Source organism: Kitasatospora sp. NPDC001683 (assembly GCF_053596495.1).
On sequence record NZ_JBSFGK010000132.1, the window covers coordinates 1 to 16,988 of the forward strand.

General features: G+C 71.7%; 16 protein-coding genes, 3 tRNA genes and 1 pseudogene. 3 read left to right on the plus strand and 17 right to left on the minus strand.

Annotation, left to right across the window (positions count from 1 at the left end; translation table 11 throughout):
- Positions 1 to 149 precede the first annotated feature (149 nt).
- From rplA to ACWCYO_RS37180, 5 genes are all read right to left on the minus strand, one after another.
- The gene (gene rplA, locus ACWCYO_RS37160; protein ID WP_030290441.1) at positions 150 to 872 is read right to left on the minus strand and encodes a 50S ribosomal protein L1; all 723 of its coding nucleotides are present in this window, start codon (positions 870 to 872) and stop codon (positions 150 to 152) included.
- 80 nt (positions 873 to 952) lie between these two features.
- Positions 953 to 1,387, minus strand: coding sequence for a 50S ribosomal protein L11 (gene rplK, locus ACWCYO_RS37165; RefSeq protein ID WP_224278191.1), 435 nt, complete (start codon positions 1,385 to 1,387; stop codon positions 953 to 955).
- A 166-nt stretch (positions 1,388 to 1,553) separates the two neighbouring features.
- Positions 1,554 to 2,429, minus strand: coding sequence for a transcription termination/antitermination protein NusG (nusG, locus tag ACWCYO_RS37170; protein ID WP_449786693.1), 876 nt, complete (start codon positions 2,427 to 2,429; stop codon positions 1,554 to 1,556).
- 211 nt (positions 2,430 to 2,640) lie between these two features.
- Positions 2,641 to 2,967 (minus strand): preprotein translocase subunit SecE, encoded by a 327-nt coding sequence (gene secE, locus ACWCYO_RS37175; protein ID WP_270146437.1) that lies wholly within the window; start codon positions 2,965 to 2,967, stop codon positions 2,641 to 2,643.
- A gap of 150 nt (positions 2,968 to 3,117) precedes the next feature.
- Positions 3,118 to 3,190 (minus strand) — tRNA-Trp (locus tag ACWCYO_RS37180).
- Positions 3,191 to 3,477: 287 nt separating this feature from the next.
- Here ACWCYO_RS37180 and ACWCYO_RS37185 point away from each other — a divergent pair.
- Entirely contained in the window at positions 3,478 to 4,725 is a 1,248-nt protein-coding gene (locus ACWCYO_RS37185; protein WP_270146436.1) for a pyridoxal phosphate-dependent aminotransferase, read from the plus strand.
- Positions 4,726 to 4,853: 128 nt separating this feature from the next.
- Positions 4,854 to 5,918: an adenosine deaminase gene (locus tag ACWCYO_RS37190; protein ID WP_270146435.1), complete on the plus strand. Its 1,065-nt coding sequence runs from the start codon at positions 4,854 to 4,856 to the stop codon at positions 5,916 to 5,918.
- On the opposite strand, the gene ACWCYO_RS37195 is transcribed toward ACWCYO_RS37190, so the two are convergent.
- The 8 genes from ACWCYO_RS37195 to ACWCYO_RS37230 form a co-directional block, all read right to left on the minus strand.
- Positions 5,908 to 6,951 carry a UDP-N-acetylmuramate dehydrogenase gene (locus tag ACWCYO_RS37195; protein WP_449786694.1) on the minus strand — a complete coding sequence of 348 codons (1,044 nt, stop codon included), beginning with the start codon at positions 6,949 to 6,951 and terminating at the stop codon, positions 5,908 to 5,910. The two genes, ACWCYO_RS37190 and ACWCYO_RS37195, sit on opposite strands and share 11 nt — an antisense overlap.
- Positions 6,952 to 7,014: 63 nt before the next feature.
- Positions 7,015 to 8,526 (minus strand): MFS transporter, encoded by a 1,512-nt coding sequence (locus ACWCYO_RS37200; protein WP_270146433.1) that lies wholly within the window; start codon positions 8,524 to 8,526, stop codon positions 7,015 to 7,017.
- A gap of 93 nt (positions 8,527 to 8,619) precedes the next feature.
- The gene (locus ACWCYO_RS37205) at positions 8,620 to 9,174 is read right to left on the minus strand and encodes a TetR/AcrR family transcriptional regulator (RefSeq protein WP_270151184.1); all 555 of its coding nucleotides are present in this window, start codon (positions 9,172 to 9,174) and stop codon (positions 8,620 to 8,622) included.
- A gap of 149 nt (positions 9,175 to 9,323) precedes the next feature.
- Positions 9,324 to 9,746, minus strand: a complete 423-nt coding sequence (locus ACWCYO_RS37210) for a MaoC family dehydratase (protein WP_270146432.1) — start codon at positions 9,744 to 9,746, stop codon at positions 9,324 to 9,326.
- Between the two features lie 5 nt (positions 9,747 to 9,751).
- Positions 9,752 to 10,210 carry a MaoC family dehydratase N-terminal domain-containing protein gene (locus tag ACWCYO_RS37215; protein ID WP_270146431.1) on the minus strand — a complete coding sequence of 153 codons (459 nt, stop codon included), beginning with the start codon at positions 10,208 to 10,210 and terminating at the stop codon, positions 9,752 to 9,754.
- A 154-nt stretch (positions 10,211 to 10,364) separates the two neighbouring features.
- Complete coding sequence (rpmG, locus tag ACWCYO_RS37220; protein ID WP_006604855.1) at positions 10,365 to 10,529, minus strand: 50S ribosomal protein L33; 165 nt, start codon at positions 10,527 to 10,529, stop codon at positions 10,365 to 10,367.
- Between the two features lie 83 nt (positions 10,530 to 10,612).
- Positions 10,613 to 10,685 (minus strand) — tRNA-Met (locus tag ACWCYO_RS37225).
- A 43-nt stretch (positions 10,686 to 10,728) separates the two neighbouring features.
- Positions 10,729 to 10,801 (minus strand) — tRNA-Thr (locus ACWCYO_RS37230).
- Between the two features lie 227 nt (positions 10,802 to 11,028).
- On the opposite strand from ACWCYO_RS37230, the gene ACWCYO_RS37235 reads away from it, so the two are divergent.
- Positions 11,029 to 12,297 (plus strand): amidohydrolase family protein, encoded by a 1,269-nt coding sequence (locus ACWCYO_RS37235; RefSeq protein WP_270146430.1) that lies wholly within the window; start codon positions 11,029 to 11,031, stop codon positions 12,295 to 12,297.
- Between the two features lie 262 nt (positions 12,298 to 12,559).
- Here the strand turns inward: ACWCYO_RS37235 and ACWCYO_RS37240 are convergent, their stop codons facing one another.
- From ACWCYO_RS37240 to ACWCYO_RS37255, 4 genes and pseudogenes are all read right to left on the minus strand, one after another.
- Positions 12,560 to 13,234 carry a response regulator gene (locus ACWCYO_RS37240; RefSeq protein ID WP_270146429.1) on the minus strand — a complete coding sequence of 225 codons (675 nt, stop codon included), beginning with the start codon at positions 13,232 to 13,234 and terminating at the stop codon, positions 12,560 to 12,562.
- On the minus strand, positions 13,227 to 15,944 hold the full coding sequence (locus tag ACWCYO_RS37245) for an ATP-binding protein (protein ID WP_449786695.1): 2,718 nt from the start codon (positions 15,942 to 15,944) through the stop codon (positions 13,227 to 13,229). Before ACWCYO_RS37245 ends, ACWCYO_RS37240 begins: the two co-directional genes overlap by 8 nt.
- A 143-nt stretch (positions 15,945 to 16,087) precedes the next feature.
- Positions 16,088 to 16,717: a K(+)-transporting ATPase subunit C gene (gene kdpC / locus ACWCYO_RS37250; RefSeq protein WP_449786696.1), complete on the minus strand. Its 630-nt coding sequence runs from the start codon at positions 16,715 to 16,717 to the stop codon at positions 16,088 to 16,090.
- A gap of 22 nt (positions 16,718 to 16,739) precedes the next feature.
- Positions 16,740 to 16,988 (minus strand): annotated as a pseudogene (locus ACWCYO_RS37255) (potassium-transporting ATPase subunit B); the annotation flags it as partial.

Consider the following 16,988-nt stretch of genomic DNA (forward strand, 5'->3'; position numbering starts at 1 on the left):
CGTAGATGATCCGCAGGTACTCCCGGCCGCGCACCTTAAGCCCCGGCTGCACCAGGCCGCCCGGACGGCCCTCGCCGCGCGCCGTCCGCACCACCCCCCGGTGAAGGGGGTGCGGGCCCGCCGTACGGACTGCTCTAGAGCGCTGGGGCTCAGACCGCGGCCGGGTCCTCCTCGACGAGGAGGTTGCGGGTGCGGTTCGGGTCCACCTGGATGCCGGGGCCCATGGTGGTCGAGAACGCGGTCTTCTTGATGTAGCGGCCCTTGGCGGCGGACGGCTTGGCGCGGAGCACCTCGTCCAGCGCGGCGGCGTAGTTCTCGACCAGCTGCTCGTCGGTGAAGGAGGCCTTACCGATGATGAAGTGCAGGTTCGAGTGCTTGTCGACGCGGAACTCGATCTTGCCGCCCTTGATGTCGTTGACAGCCTTGGCGACGTCCGGGGTCACGGTGCCGGTCTTCGGGTTCGGCATCAGACCACGGGGACCGAGCACGCGGCCCAGGCGGCCGACCTTGCCCATGAGGTCCGGGGTGGCGACGACGGCGTCGAAGTCCAGCTTGCCCTTCGCGACCTCGTCGATCAGCTCGTCGGCACCGACGATGTCGGCACCCGCAGCACGCGCGGCCTCGGCACGCTCGCCGGTCGCGAAGACCAGGACCCGAGCGGTCTTACCGGTGCCGTGCGGGAGGATCACGGTGCTGCGGACCATCTGGTCGGCCTTGCGCGGGTCGACGCCCAGACGCATGGCGACCTCAACGGTGCCGTCGAACTTGGTGGTGCTGGTCGCCTTGGCGAGGCGGACGGCCTCGAGGGGGGCGTAGAGGCGCTCGCGGTCGACCTTGGCGTCCGCGGCCTTCAGAGCCTTGCTGCGCTTCACTGCTGCTCCTGAATGGTGATTGGAGTTGTGGTAGTCAACGGGCCTGCGCAGGCCCTACCACGGGGGGAACGAGAAGGGGATCAGCCCTCGACCGTGATGCCCATCGACCGGGCGGTGCCGGCGATGATCTTCTCCGCCGCGTCCAGGTCGTTGGCGTTCAGGTCGGGCATCTTGGTGGTGGCGATCTCGCGGACCTGGGCGCTGGTGAGCTTGGCGACCTTGGTCTTGTGCGGCTCGCTGGAGCCCTTCTCGATACCGGCGGCCTTCAGGATGAGGCGCGCGGCCGGCGGCGTCTTCGTGATGAAGGTGAAGGAACGGTCCTCGTAGACCGTGATCTCCACCGGCACGATCATGCCGCGCTGCGACTCGGTCGCAGCGTTGTAGGCCTTGCAGAACTCCATGATGTTGACGCCGTGCTGGCCCAGCGCGGGGCCGACCGGCGGCGCCGGGTTGGCCGCACCGGCGTTGATCTGGAGCTTGATAAGCCCCGTGACCTTCTTCTTCTTGGGAGGCATGTCTCTCCGGGTCCTTCCGAGAGGTGATTGCTGGTGCGTGCGGAACCGGGGCGACACCCGGTCGCCAGCACACACATCGGACCAGGCTAACGCGTCCGCGCCGCTGGACCAAAACGGATCCGGGGCAGGGCCCCTCGGCCCCGCCCCGGATCCGAAGACCGTATGACTAGTTCTTCTGGATCTGGTCGAAGGAGAGCTCCACCGGGGTCTCCCGGCCGAAGATCTCGACCAGGCCCTTGACCTTCTTCGAGTCGGGGTTGATCTCGTTGATGGTCGCCTGCAGGGTCGCGAACGGGCCGTCGGTGACGGTGACCGAGTCGCCGACCTCGAAGTCCAGCACCTGGATCTCGGTCGGCTTGACCGGCGAGGGCTTGCCGGCCTCCTTGGCGGCCTGGCGCTCGACGTCCGGGGCGAGCATCTTGACGACCTCGTCCAGGGTCAGCGGGTACGGGTCGTAGGCGTTGCCGACGAAGCCGGTGACACCGGGGGTGTTGCGCACGACGCCCCAGGACTCCGGGGTGAGGTCCATGCGCACCAGGACGTAGCCGGGGAGCTTGTTCTGGCGGATGGTCTTGCGGTCGCCGTTCTTGATCTGGACGACCTCCTCCTGCGGCACCTCGGCCTGGAAGATGTACTCCTCGACGTTCAGCGAGACGGCGCGCTGCTCGAGGTTCTGCTTCACCCGGTTCTCGTAGCCGGCGTAGGTGTGGATCACGTACCACTCGCCCGGCATGAAGCGCAGGTCCTCGCGGAACTTGGCGACCGGGTCGACCTCGACCTCGGCCTCGGCCTCGACCGGCTCCTCGACGGACTCCTCGTCGGCGAGCTCCTCGGCGTCCTCCACGTGCAGAGCGGACTCCTCGGCGGGCTCGCCGGCCTCGGCCTCGTCGTACGCCTCGACCTCGTCCTCGTCGCTGTCCGCGGCGTCGACGATCTGCTCGGCGGGCTCGGTGTCGTCAGCCAGCTCGGCCGCGTCCAGCTCGGCGGCGACATCCGCCTCGCGGACGGTCTCGTCGGCGTCGTACAGGGGGGACTCAGACACGGTGGCTGCTTCTTTCCTGGAGATGGTGAAGGTGGCGCGCTCCGGAACCGGCCCGGCGCGCGGCCGCTCGCGCGGGCGCCAGGAGAGGTCTCGGAGACTTCAACAGTACCGAGTCCACGGTACGCGCGCGTACGTCCGCCGCCGACAGCTCGACCCGGGCCGAGGATTTCGGCCCGGGTCGGGAGGTGGTTTTCGGGGGTGGGGCGCTCGATCAGCCGAAGACGAAGAGGCTCAGCTTGGAGAAGCCGTAGTCCAGGCCCGCGACGAAGGCCATCACGACCACGACGAAGGTCACCACGACGGCGGTGTAGTTGGTGAGCTCACTCCGGGTGGGCCAGACGACCTTGCGCAGCTCGGCGATGATCTGGCGGTAGAACAGGCCCATCCGCGCGAACAGGCCCTTCTTGGCCCGCTTGCCGGACTTCTTCTGCTTGCCGGACTTCTTGTCGCCCTCGACAGCCGTGGTCTCGGCGGCGCCGTCGGTCCCCTCGGGGTTGCCGCTCTCAGGCGTTGCGGTGGAGCCCGTGGTCTCCGTCACTCGTCCTCACCTGAATCCGGGTCCGGCCGAACATCGCCTGCGTACCCGTTTCAGGCACGAGCGGTCGGCTTAAGCGGTGCTGATCGGTGCCCTCTCCGCATCAAGCCCGCTCGCTCTGTGGAGCGAACGGGCTGAATACGGATCAAGCAGCAGGGCAAGAGGGACTCGAACCCCCAACCGCCGGTTTTGGAGACCGGTGCTCTACCAATTGAGCTATTGCCCTACGGAGCCTCGCGACTCCTGCGTGGCGACCAACCTACCGCATCTCCCCCCGCTGTCTGTACAGGCGGTGAAAGCTCCGGTCTTTTTCGGTGGGCCGTCGAGGAGCGAGTGTACGTGGTCGGAGGCTGTTTGGTCGAACCTCTTCTTCCGGGGCCGCCGGACGCCCGGCAGATGTCCGGCCGGGCGCGGCGGTCACCGGCGGATCGACGGGGGCCGCGATGCGGACTGGACCGTACGGATGATGGAACCGCGATGACCGGTCCGTCCCGGTTCTGCGACGATGCAGGCATGAGCGCTTCCACCCCTCAGCCCGACCAGTCCATCCGCCCCGCCGACCGCCGGGTCTCCGCCCGGATCGGCGCGATCGCCGAGTCCGCGACCCTCGCCGTGGACGCCAAGGCCAAGGCCCTCAAGGCGGCCGGCCGTCCGGTGATCGGCTTCGGTGCCGGCGAGCCCGACTTCCCCACGCCGGACTACATCGTCGAGGCGGCCGTCGAGGCCTGCCGCGACCCGAAGAACCACCGTTACACCCCGGCGGGTGGCCTGCCCGAGCTGAAGGCCGCGATCGCCGCCAAGACGCTGCGCGACTCCGGCTACAAGGTGGACGCCTCCCAGGTGCTGGTCACCAACGGCGGCAAGCAGGCGATCTACGAGGCCTTCGCGGCGATCCTGGACCCGGGCGACGAGGTCATCGTCCCGGCCCCGTACTGGACCACCTACCCGGAGTCGATCCAGCTGGCCGGCGGCGTCCCGGTGGAGGTCGTGTCCGACGAGACCACCGGCTACAAGGTCTCGGTCGAGCAGCTGGAGGCCGCCCGCACCGAGAACACCAAGGTGGTGCTGTTCGTCTCGCCGTCCAACCCGACCGGCGCGGTGTACACCGAGGCCGAGGCCGAGGCGATCGGCCGCTGGGCGCTGGAGCACGGCCTGTGGGTGCTCACCGACGAGATCTACGAGCACCTGGTCTACGGCGACGCGGGCTTCACCTCGCTGCCGGCCCTGCTGCCCGAGCTGGCCGACAAGTGCATCGTGGTCAACGGCGTCGCCAAGACCTACGCGATGACCGGCTGGCGGGTGGGCTGGGTGATCGGCCCCAAGGACGTGATCAAGGCCGCGACCAACCTCCAGTCGCACGCCACCTCGAACGTCTCCAACGTCGCCCAGCGCGCCGCGCTGGCCGCCGTCGCGGGCGACCTCTCCGCGGTGCACGAGATGCGCACCGCCTTCGACCGCCGTCGCCGGACCATCGTGCGGATGCTCAACGAGATCGAGGGCGTCGTCTGCCCCGAGCCCGAGGGCGCGTTCTACGTGTACCCGTCGGTCAAGGCCCTGCTGGGCAAGGAGATCCGCGGCCAGCGCCCGCAGACCTCCGGCGAGCTGGCCGCGCTGATCCTGGACGAGGCCGAGGTCGCGGTCGTCCCGGGCGAGGCCTTCGGCACCCCGGGCTACCTGCGGCTCTCCTACGCGCTCGGCGACGCCGACCTGGTCGAGGGCATCAGCCGGGTCCAGAAGCTGCTCGGCGAGGCCCGCGACTGACCTCGCGCCGGCCTCCCAACGTCAATCCGACATACCGGATTCACCCGGCAGACCGCCCTCTTTCACCCCTTCGGGGGACGGAAAGAGGGCGGTTCCCGTTTGGGGGCCGCATACGGCAGTATCGGAAAATGGAACGCCTGTTGAACCCGCGAGACGTCAGGGGCCTCCCGAAGGCCCACCTGCACCTGCACTTCACCGGCTCGATGCGGCCCGCCACCCTGCTGGAGCTGGCCGACAAGCACGGCGTCCGGCTGCCGGAGGCCCTCAGCTCCGGCGAGCCGCCCAAACTGCGGGCCACGGACGAACGCGGCTGGTTCCGCTTCCAGCGCCTGTACGACACCGCCCGCTCGGTGCTCCGGGACGAGTCGGACATCCGCCGGCTGGTCCTGGAGACGGCCGAGGACGAGAAGCGGGACGGCTCCCGCTGGCTGGAGATCCAGGTCGACCCGACCTCCTACGCGCCCCGGCTGGGCGGGCTGATCCCCGCCCTGGAGCTGATCCTGGACGCGGTGGAGCACGCCGCCGCGGCCACCGGCGTGGGCATCCGGGTGCTGGTCGCGGCCAATCGGATGAGGTCCCCGATGGACGCCCGGACGCTGGCCCGGCTGGCCGTCCGCTACGCCGACCACGGCGTGGTCGGCTTCGGCCTCTCCAACGACGAGCGCCGGGGCCTGGCCCGGGACTTCGACCGGGCCTTCGAGATCGCCCGCAAGGGCGGGCTGCTGGCCGCCCCGCACGGTGGCGAGCTGGCCGGCCCGGAGTCCGTCCGGGACTGCCTGGACGACCTGGGCGCCGGCCGGATCGGCCACGGCGTGCGGGCCGCCGAGGATCCGCGGCTGATGGCCCGGCTGGCGGACCGCCAGATCACCTGCGAGGTCTGCCCGTCCTCCAACGTCTCGCTCGGCGTCTACGAGCACCCCGAGGAGGTGCCGCTGCGCCGGCTGTTCGACGCCGGGGTGCCGCTGGCGCTCGGCGCGGACGACCCGCTGCTGTTCGGCAGCCGGCTGGCCGCCCAGTACGACCTGACCCGGGACGTCCTGGGCTTCAGCGACGCCGAACTCGCCGAACTGGCACGTCAGTCGGTGCGCGGCTCGTGCGCGCCGGAGGCCGTGCGCAAGGAACTGCTGGGGGACATCGACGCCTGGCTGGTGGACGGGCACGCCCCTGCGGGGGCGGAGGGCCCTACAGCTTGACGCCCACCATCACCGGCTCGTTCACCAGCTCCACCCCGAAGGCCTCGCGGACCCCGTCCCGGATCTCCCGGGCCAGGGCCAGCAGGTCCTCGGCGGTGGCCGCGCCGCGGTTGGTGAGCGCCAGGGTGTGCTTGGTGGAGAGCGTCGCCGGGCCGTCGCCGTAGCCCTTGCCGAAGCCCGCCCGGTCGATCAGCCAGGCCGCCGAGGTCTTGGTGCAGCCCTCCGGGGCCGGGTAGGCGGGGGCGTTCTCGGTGCCCGGGCGGGTGCGGAAGGACTCGTACTGGGCCGCCGTGAGCACCGGGTTGGTGAAGAAGGAGCCGGCCGACCAGGTGTCGTGGTCCGCCGGGTCCAGCACCATGCCCTTGCCGGCCCGCAGCCCCAGCACCGCGTCGTACGCCTCGACCAGCGGCACCCGCTCGCCCTGCTCGACGCCGAAGTGCCTGGCCACCTCGGCGTACTTGACCGGGGTGGAGAGCCCCGCGTGGTCCGCCAGGGCGAACCGCACCCGCAGCACCACGTAGCGGTCCGGCTCGGCCTTGAAGCGGCTGTGCCGGTAGGAGAAGGCGCACTCGGCGTTGCTCAGGGTGACCACCTCGCCCGCCGCGCGGTCGTACGCGACCACCTCGGTGACGGTCTGGGCCACTTCCTGGCCGTACGCGCCGACGTTCTGCACCGGGGTCGCACCGGCCGAGCCGGGGATGCCGGCCAGGAACTCGATCCCGGCCAGGCCGTGCTCGCGCACCGTGCGGGTGACCGCCTCCGACCACACCTCGCCGGCCGCCAGCTCCAGCACGGTGCCGTCCAGGGCGAAGCCGGTGGTGGCGATCCGCAGCACCGTGCCGGGGAAGCCGGCGTCGCCGATCACCAGGTTGGAGCCGCCGCCGAGGACCAGCAGCGGCTCGCCCGCCGCGTCGGCCTCGCGGACGGCGGCGATCACCTCGTCGTCGGTGTGGGCGGTCACCAGGCGGCGGGCCGGGCCGCCGAGCCGGAGCGTGGTCAGCGGGGCGAGGGGGGCGTCGTTTTCTACCAGCACGCCCACCAGCGTACGGGGACGGGGACGGCCGTTCGGCCGCCCCCGGTGGGCCGCGCCGCCCGCTCAGGCCTTCGAGGCCTCGGCCGGGACGGCCCGCTCGCTCGTCGCGGCCCGCTCGGCCAGCGCCGCCCCCGACGCCTTCGGCCCCGACGCCTTCGCCCGGCGGGGCAGCAGCAGCGCACAGACCCCGCCCGCCAGCACGATCCCGGCGCCGACGTACAGCGCGGGCACCATCGCGTCGACGAAGGTCCCCGGCGAGCCGTCGCCGCCGCGCGCCGAGAACACCGCCGACAGCACGGCCACCCCGAGCGCGCCGCCGACCTCGCGCAGTGCGTTGTTGGCCCCGGAGGCGATGCCCTGCTCCTCCGGTCGGACGCTGTCCATCACCATGGCGGCGGTCGGTGCGAAGTACATCGCCATGCCGACGCCGCACATCACCACGGCGGGCACCGCCGGGGCGTACTCGTAGTGCCCGAGCCCGCCGTTGATCGCCGCGTACAGCGCCAGGCCGACGCCCTGCAGCGTCAGTCCGACGAGCACGATCGGGCGGCCGCCGAAGCGGTCGGCCAGGATGCCGGCGACCGGTGCGACGACCAGCCCCACCCCGGTCCACGGGAGCATCCGGATGCCGGCCTCCTGCGGGGTGTAGCCGCCCACGGTCTGCAGGTGCTGGCTGATCAGGAAGATCGAGCCGAACATCCCGAGGAACATCAGCAGGCCGGAGGCGTTGACGGCGGCGAAGGACCGGTTGCGGAACAGCCGCATCGGCAGCATCGGGTGCCTGGCGCCGCGCTGCTCGTACCGCACGAAGGCGATCAGCAGCACCAGGCCGCCGGCCAGCGCGGCCAGCACCAGCGGGCTGGTCCAGCCGTCCGGATTGCCGCGGATCAGGCCGAGCACGACGCCGAACAGGCCGAGGCTCACCAGCACCGTGCCGACCGCGTCCAGGGCCGGGGCGGCGCCGTGGCTCTCGCGCAGCCGCAGGGCGGCCAGCGGTACCAGGGCGACGCCGACCGGGACGTTCACCCAGAAGATCCACTGCCAGGAGAAGTGCTCGGTCAGGGTGCCCCCGATCAGCGGACCGGCGGCGATGGCGAGGCCGTTGACGCCGGCCCAGATGCCGAAGGCCATGCCGCGCTTGGCCGCCGGGATGGCGGCGGTGAGCAGGGTGAGGGTGAGCGGCATCGACACCGCGGCTCCGACGCCCTGGACGGCGCGGGCGGCGATCAGCGCGCCGATGCCCGGCGAGAGCGCGGCCGCGGCCGAGCCGGCGGTGAAGAGGCTGAGCCCGATCAGGAACATCCGACGGCGGCCGAAGCGGTCGCCGAGCGCCGCGCCGAACATCAGCAGCACGGCGAAGGACAGGGTGTAGGCGCTCACCGTCCACTCCAGGTCGGACAGCCCGCCGCCGAGTTCCTCGCGGATGGACGGCAGTGCGGTGGTGACGACCAGGTTGTCCAGGGCGGCCATGAAGCCCGCGAGGCTGGTGATCACCAGGGTCCAGACGCCGGTGCGCCCGAGGCCCGGTTGCTCGGTCGCGAGCCCGGCCGCGTGTTTCGTCGTGATCTCGGTCATGACTTCGCTTCCCCCCAGGGTTTCCCGGATAGTTATTGATCACTAACTTTCGAGGGACGAAAAAAGGTCGCACGGACTGCACCGTGCGACCCGCTACCGGTCCCCCGCGCGCCCGTCCTCGTGTTCGCCGAAGCCGTCCCAGATCCGGTGCTCCCGGGGGAAGCCCAGTGCCACCAGGGCGTTGATCAGCATCCCGTACGCGAAGAACTCCGTGGTGCCCTGCACATCACCGCCGACCCGTTCCCGGACCCGCTCGAACAGCTCCCCCCACAGCCGCCGGGCGCTCTCGCCGATCTCGTCCTCGCCGGCCATCCGGGAGGCGAACACCGAGACGTAGAGCTGCATCTGCATCATGAGCTGCTCGCCGTCCTCGACCAGGCCCAGGTACGCCTCGGACATCGCCGCGGCGGCCTCCTCCCCGGTCAGCCCGACGGACGCCTCGTCGAAGACCCGCCAGGTCTCCTCGATGCAGCGCTCGGCGGCGGCCGCGAAGATCGCCTGCTTGCTCGGGAACAGCCGGAACAGGTACGGCTGCGAGACGCCCACCCGACGGGCGATCGCCTCGGTGGACGTCCCCCGGTAGCCGCTCCTGGCGAACTCGATCATCGCGGCCCGGACGACGCTCTCTCGCCGTTCCTCCGCACTCATCCGCATGCTCGTCTTCGCCACGAGAGCCAAGTTAGTGACCAATCACTAGCTACGCAAGGCCGAAAGCCGCCCCGGCAGCCCGCCGAACGGGCTCCCGGGGCGGCTGACCTCGGAGAACGGCCTGAAAGCAGGCCGGAGAACCAAGGGCCTCAGGCGAGCCGGACGACCGCCCTGGACATCCCGAGCACCTTCTGCCCGCCCGAGGTGGCCAGCAGGTCGATCTGCACCTTGCGGTCGTCCAGCTTCTTGGCGACCTTGGCCGAGACCTCGATCACCGCGCCGACCCCGTCGTTCGGTACCGGCACCGGCCGGGTGAAGCGGACGCCGTACTCGACCACCGCGGCCGGGTCGCCGACCCAGTCGGTGACCACCCGGATCGCCTCGGCCATGGTGAACATGCCGTGCGCGATGACGTCCGGCAGGCCGACCTCCAGGGCGAACTTCTCGTTCCAGTGGATCGGGTTGAAGTCGCCGGAGGCGCCCGCGTAGCGCACCAGTGTGGCGCGGGTCACCGGGAAGGACTGCGCCGGCAGCTGGGTGCCGACCTCGACCTCGTCGTAGTTGATCGCCATCGCGCTCACTCCCCCGCCCCGTCGGCGGCCCGGGCCACCAGCGTCATGATCGCCGTCACCACGTGCTCGCCGGTCTCGTCCGCCACCTCGCCACGCACGGTGAGCACGTCGTTGCCCGCCAGCGACTTGATGTTGTCGATGGTGACCGCGACCGTCAGCCGGTCGCCGGCCTGCACCGGGCGGCTGTAGAGGAACTTCTGGTCACCGTGCACCACCCGGCTGTAGTCCAGGCCCAGCTCCGGGTCCTCGACCACCTGACCGGCCGCCTGGAAGGCGATCGCGAACGGGAAGGTCGGCGGGGCGATCACGTCCCGGTGGCCCAGCGCCTTCGCGGCCTCCGCGTCGGTGTACGCCGGATTGGCGTCCCCGATCGCGATCGCGAACTCGCGGATCTTCTCCCGGCCGACCTCGTACGGATCGGTGGGCGGGTAACTACGCCCGATGAAGGACGGGTCGAGCGCCATGGCAGCTCCTGGGAAGGCGGGTGGAAACGGGATGGAAACGCGGGGCGGAAACGCGGGCGGACGCGGAAAAGACTCCGGGCCGCACCCCCTGTTGAGGGATGCGGCCCGGAGTCGAAGACCTGAATTCACACAGGCCCGGAGCCCTGCGACAGGGTCAGCGGGTCTCGCGGTGCGCGGTGTGCGAGTTGCAGCGGGGGCAGTGCTTCTTCATCTCAAGACGGTCCGGGTCGTTGCGCCGGTTCTTCTTGGTGATGTAGTTCCGCTCCTTGCACTCCACGCAGGCCAGCGTGATCTTCGGGCGGACGTCGGTGGCAGCCACGGGAGTGCCTTCCTTGGACAACGAATAAGAACACAACAAGAGTAGCCGACCGGGAGTGCGATCTCCCGACCGACTACGCGGGGTAGCGGTGACCGGACTTGAACCGGTGACACAGCGATTATGAGCCGCTTGCTCTACCAACTGAGCTACACCGCCACAGTGATCAGCAGCACAGCCGAAGCTGACTGCCTTTCACCAGAGCCCCCATGCGGAATCGAACCGCAGACCTTCTCCTTACCATGGAGACGCTCTACCGACTGAGCTATAGGGGCGAACGAGGAAGAGATTACACGTTCCGCGCCCAGAGGTGAAATCCGTATCCCGGGGCGAAGACCGCAGGTGGGCGAGGGGGACGGACGACCGATCCGAGGCCGGGCGTTCGACCGGCCCGCGAGCCCCGCGCCCCGAGCCGATACGACTATTGCCCGCCTCCCGGCACCCCACCCCCGTCCGCCATAGGCTCGACGCTCATTGGTCGGGGCACGAGAAGGAGCCGGCGATGGACAGCGCAGCCGCCGACGGGCCGCACTCCGAGCCCGACCCGGCGGCCAACCCGCTCGGGCACGGCCCGGTCCTGCTGTTCACCGGAGCCCGACTGGCCGACGGACGGGTGGTGGACGTCCGGATCAGCGGTGACCGGATCCAGGCGGTCGGCACCGTCGGCAGCCTCGGCCCGCTGCCCGCCCTGCCCGGCACCCCCACCGTCACCACCGGCGCCCGGATCGACCTCCGCGGCTACCTGCTGCTCCCGGCCCCCGCCGAGGCGCACGCCCACTACGACAGCGCCTTCTCCGCCGCCCTGCCCGCCCCGCCGCCGGACACCCCCGCCGACCTCACCCGCCGGGTCACCGAGGCCGCGCTCACCTCGCTCGGCTACGGCGCCACCGCCCAGCGCACCCACGTACGGATCGGCGACGTGCACGGGCTGCGCCGACTGGAGGCGGTGCTCACCGCCCGCCAGGCGCTGCGGGGCTTGGCCGAGCTCCAAGCGGTGGCGATGCCCCGGCTGCTCACCGGCCGGGCCGGCGCGGACGGACGGGCACAACTGCGCGAGGCCCTCAAGCTGGGCGCCACGGCGGCCGGCGGCTGCCCGGAGCTGGACCCGGACCCGGCCGGGTACGTGCACCTGCTGCTGGAGGCCGCCCGGGAGGCGGACTGTCCGGTGGACCTGCACACCACCGCCGAGGATTCGGTCCAACTCGCCAGGCTGGCAAGCGCCTTGGCTCCGCTGCGGCCTCGGGTGACGCTCGGCCCGTGCGGGGCGCTGGCCCGCGGCGCGTCCACCGTGCTGGCGACCAGCGGGGTGCGGGTGGTCTGGCTGCCGCAGAACGGCGGCTGCACCGGGCTGGAGGGCCGTCCGGCCGGCCCGCGGCCGGGCCTGGTGCGGGAGTTGACCGCTGCCCGGGTGCCGCTGGCGGCGGGCAGCGGGGCCCTGCGGGACCAGTCCAACCCGGTCGGCCGGGCCGATCCGCTGGAGTCCGCCTATCTGCTCGCCGCCGGTGGGGAGTTGGACCCGGAGGCGGCGTACGACGCGGTGGCGAACCAGGCCAGGGCGGCGCTCGGGCTGCCGCCGGTCCGGGTGGACGCCGGCTTCCCGGCGGAGTTGCTGGCGGTGCGCGGGGACAGCCTGGCCGGGGCGCTCGCGGGCGGGCACAGCCGGCTGGTGGTGCACAGCGGCCGGGTGGTCAGCCGGACCAGCGCGGTACGGGAGTTCGCGGACACCGTGGCGCTGGCGCTGCCCCGGCAGTCCGGCGGCGCGGGCTGCTGAGCACCGGTTCACGGGGCACCGGCGGAAGCCAAAGGGGCGCGCGATCTGTGTCGCGCGCCCCTTCCCCACCTGCTGGCCGTCCTTGGACGGCGGCTGGAGCGGTCCCGGGCTTCCCCCACACCGAGCAGGGCCCGCTCGTTCCAGCCCTGACACTACGACCGCGGACCACCGCCCCCGACCGGCCTTGACGCCCTCCTGTCGCCCACGAACCGCCTCTTGACGGCTCGTTGACGCGGCCCACCAGGGGCGTGTCGGACACGTCCTACGGCACGTACCGGTACCCGATCCCCGGCTCGGTGATCAGGTGGCGCGGGCGGGCCGGATCGCGCTCCAGTTTGCGGCGCAGCCCGGCCAGGTAGACCCGCAGGTAGTTGCCGCGCGCCTCCTGGGCCGGCCCCCACACCTCGCGCAGGATCTGCCGCCCGGGGACCAGCCGGCCGGGGTTGGCGAGCAGCAGGCTGAGGATCCGCCACTCGGTCGGGGTGAGCCGCACCGGGCCGCCCGGGCCGAGCACCGTGGTGGCGGCGAGGTCGACGGTGTGGTCGCCGATCACCGGTCGACCCGGCGGGACGGCGCCCAGCGGCCGGCGCAGCACCGCCCGTAACCGGGCCAGCAGTTCGTCCATCAGGAAGGGCTTGGTGAGGTAGTCGTCGGCGCCCGCGTCGAGGGCGTCGATCTTGTCGGCGGCGTCGGACCGGCCGGAGAGCACGATGACCGGCATCGGGCTGCGGGTGCGCAGTCCGCGCAGCACGTCCATGCCGTCGAGGTCGGGCAGACCGAGGTCGAGCAGGACGGCGTCCGGGACGGAGTGCGCGGCCCGGTCGAGCGCCTCCCCGCCGGTGGCGGCGGTGCGGACGGCGTACTGGCGGGCGCTGAGGTTGATCCGCAGGGTGCGCAGGATGGCCGGTTCGTCGTCGACGATCAGGATCTCACTCATGCGGTGGCTCCTTCCCAGTGGCGAAGTGCTCGGCGGCGAAGTGCTCGGCGGCGGCGGGCTCGGCGGCCGCGGGCAGGGTGAGCAGCATGGTGGTGCCGCCCCCGGGGGTGTCCTCGACCTCCAGGCTGCCGCCCATGGCCTCGGCGAGACCGCGGGAGAGAGCAAGCCCCAGGCCGACGCCGGTGGTGTTGTCGGTGTCGCCGAGGCGCTGGAAGGGCAGGAAGACCCGGTCGCGGTCCTCGGGGGCGATGCCGGGGCCGCGGTCGATCACCCGGATCTCGACCAGGTCGGCGTGGTGACTGGCGGTGACCAGGACGGGCGCGCCGGGGGCGTTGTACCGCAGCGCGTTGGTGATCACGTTGGCGAGCACCCGTTCCAGCAGCGGCGGGTCGGCAAGCACCGGCGGGGCGCCGTCCAGGTCGAGCGGCCGGACCGGCGCGTACGGGTCGGGGAGGCTGTCGAGCGCCCTGGGCAGGACCTCGTCCAGGTGGGTCCCGGTGAGGTGCAGGGTGAGGGCGCCGGCCTGGAGGCGGCTCATGTCGAGCAGGTTGTCCACCAGCCGGGTGAGTTTGACCAGCGACTCGTCGGCGGTGGCGAGGAGTTCGGCCTGGTCCTCGGGCGAGAACTCGACGTCGGGGCTGCGCAGCGAGCCGACCGAGGCGCGGGCGGCGGCGAGCGGGGTGCGCAGGTCGTGGCTGACGGCGGCGAGCAGCGCGGTGCGCATCCGGTCGGCGGCCTTGATCGGCTCGACCTCGGCGGCGACCACGGCCAGCCGGTCACGTTCCAGCGCGGCGCCGACGTGGGCGGCGAAGGCGGTGAGCACCCGCTGGTCGGCGGCGGGCAGCCGGCGGCCGGTGAGCACTAGGACGGCGTCGGCGCCGACCGGGACCTCGGTGGTCTCGTGCGGCCCCTCCCCGTCGTCCGGGTGCTCGGCGGTTACTCGCCCGCTCGCCTCCGGGCGCTCTGTCCCGGTGCCGACACTCTTCGCTCCGGCGCCCCCTTCGGCTCGGTCCGCGCAGTGGGCGAGCACTTCGCCGTCGGAGCGGGAGAGCAGCGCGACGGTCCGCATGCCGAAGGCCGTACGGGACTTCTCCAGCAGGGCGGGCAGCGCGTCGGCGCCGCGCAGCACGCTGCCGGCCAGGGTGGAGAGGGTCTCGGCCTCGGCGGTCGCGCGGGCGGCCCGGGTGGTGAGCCGGCCGGCGTGGTCGACCACGGTGGAGACGGCGAGCGCGATGGCGGCGAACACCACCAGGGCGACGATGTTGTTGGTCTCGTTGATGGTCAGGCTGTGGACCGGCGGGATGAAGTAGTAGTTCAGCAGCACCGAGGCGATGAACGCGGCCAGCAGGGCGGACATGGCGCCGCCGAGCAGGGCGACGATGACCACGCCGAGCTGGAAGATCAGCGCGTCGGTGGTGAGGTTGATGGTGGCGTGCGCCTGGGAGAGCACGGCGGTGAGCAGCCCGGGCAGCACGAAGCCGGCGAGGTAGCCGGCGATGGTGCGGCGCCGGGAGTGGCGCCGGCCCAGCGAGGGCAGCCGGCCGCGGCCGGTGAACTCGTGGGTGACCATGTGGACGTCGATGTCCTCGGAGGCGTCCACGGTGGTCTCGCCGATGCCGGGGCCGGTGAGGAAGCGGTTGATCCGGCCGCGGCGGCTGGTGCCGAGCACCAGCTGGGTGGCGTGGTGGGCGCGGGCGAAGGCGAGCAGCGCGGTGGGGATGTCGTCGCCGACCACCACGTGGTAGCTGCCGCCGAGGGTCTCCACCAGCCGGCGCTGCTGGGCGAGCGCGCCGGAGGAGGCGCCGGCCAGGCCGTCGCTGCGGGAGACGTGGACGGCCAGCAGTTCGCCGCCGGCGGTGCGAAGAGAGGGGCGACGCGGAGCGTCTCGGCCAGGGGTGGTGGGGGGAGACGGGCGGGAGATCCGGGCGGCGCGTCTGATCAGGGTCTCGCCCTCCGGGCCGCCGGTGAGGGCGACCACCACCCGCTCGCGGGTCTCCCAGACCCGGTTGATGCTGTGCGCTGCCCGGTAGTCGCGCAGCCCCTCGTCGACCCGCCCGGCCACCCAGAGCAGGGCGAGTTCGCGCAGGGCGGTGAGATTGCCGACCCGGAAGTAGTTGGAGAGCGCGGCGTCCACCTTCTCGGCCTTGTAGACGTTGCCGTGGGCCATGCGCCGGCGCAGCGCCTGCGGGGCCATGTCGACGAGTTCGATCTGGTCGGCCCGGCGGACGACCTCGTCCGGGACGGTCTCGCGCTGGGGGATGCCGGTGATCTTCTGGACGACGTCGTTCAGCGATTCCAGGTGCTGGACGTTGACGGTCGTGATGACGTCGATCCCGGCGGCGAGCAGTTCCTCGATGTCCTGCCAGCGCTTGGCGTTGCGTCCGCCGGGGATGTTGGTGTGCGCCAGCTCGTCGACCAGGACGACGGACGGGCGGCGGGCGAGCACCGCGTCGAGGTCCATCTCCTCGAACTCGGCGTCGCGGTAGGAGCGGTGGGCCCGCGGCAGGACCTCCAGCCCCTCGGTCATGGCCTCGGTGTGGCGGCGGCCGTGGCACTCGATGTACCCGACCACGACGTCGGCCCCGCGTTCCTGTCTGCGCCGGGCCTCGTCCAGCATCCGGTAGGTCTTGCCGACCCCCGGGGCGGAACCGAGGTACACCCTCAGCCGACCGGTGCGGACGCCGGAGCCGGGGGTGAGGTCGCGGGCCATGGGCACTGCTTCTTTCCATCGGGAGGTGACGGCTGGACGGTACGCGGCGGTGGATACGGGGCGGCCGACCCGGGCGCGGAGGCATCCTCCCGCGCCCGGGTCGGCCCGGTCACCCTGGTATGTCGTGGGGTGTCATCGTTCGGTCACTTCTGCTCGCTGATCGCCTTGTTGAGGAGGACGACGTTGACGCCCTCCTGACCGAGGAAGCCGAGCGAGCGGCCCTCGGTGTACTGGTCGACCAGCTTGGCGACCGTCTCCACCGGCAGCTTGCGCTCCTTGGCGACCCGGTTGACCTGCTCCTTGGCGTACGCCACCGAGATGTGCGGGTCGAGGCCGGAGCCGGAGGCGGTCAGCGCGTCGGCAGGCACGCTCGCCGGGTCGACGCCGTCGAAGGCGGCGACGGCGGCGCGGCGGTCGTTGACGGCCTTCAGCAGGTCGTCGCTGTTCGGGCCGAGGTTGCTGGCGCCGGAGTTGTCGCCAGCGTGGTTGTTGGCGGAGGGCCGGGGCTGGAACCACTTCGGGTCCGGCACCGGCTCCTCCTTCGGGTCGTCGGGGTTCTTCCTGGGCAGGTCGTAGTTCTGGCCGAGCAGGCTCGAACCGACCTCCTTGCCATCGGACTTCACGATCGAGCCGTTGGCCTTGTCGCTGAAGACGGCCTGGCTGATCCCGGTGATCAGCAGCGGGTAGGCGACTCCCAGGATCACCGTGAGCACCAGGAGCACGCGCAGCGCGGTGAAGTGGGTGCGGACGGTCGTCGGCAGGGGCTTGGACATGGTGTTTCTCTCCTTCCCTGCGTCAGTTGAGGCCGGGGATGAACTGGACGATCAGGTCGATCAGCTTGATGCCGACGAACGGCACCACCAGACCGCCGAAGCCGTAGATCCCGATGTTGCGGCGCAACAGCGAACTGGCGTCGGACGGGCGGTACTTCACGCCGCGCAGGGCGAGTGGGATCAGGCCGATGATGACCAGGGCGTTGAAGACGATCGCGGAGGTGATCGCGGACTGGGGGCTGTGCAGGCCCATGATGTTGAGGTGGCTCAG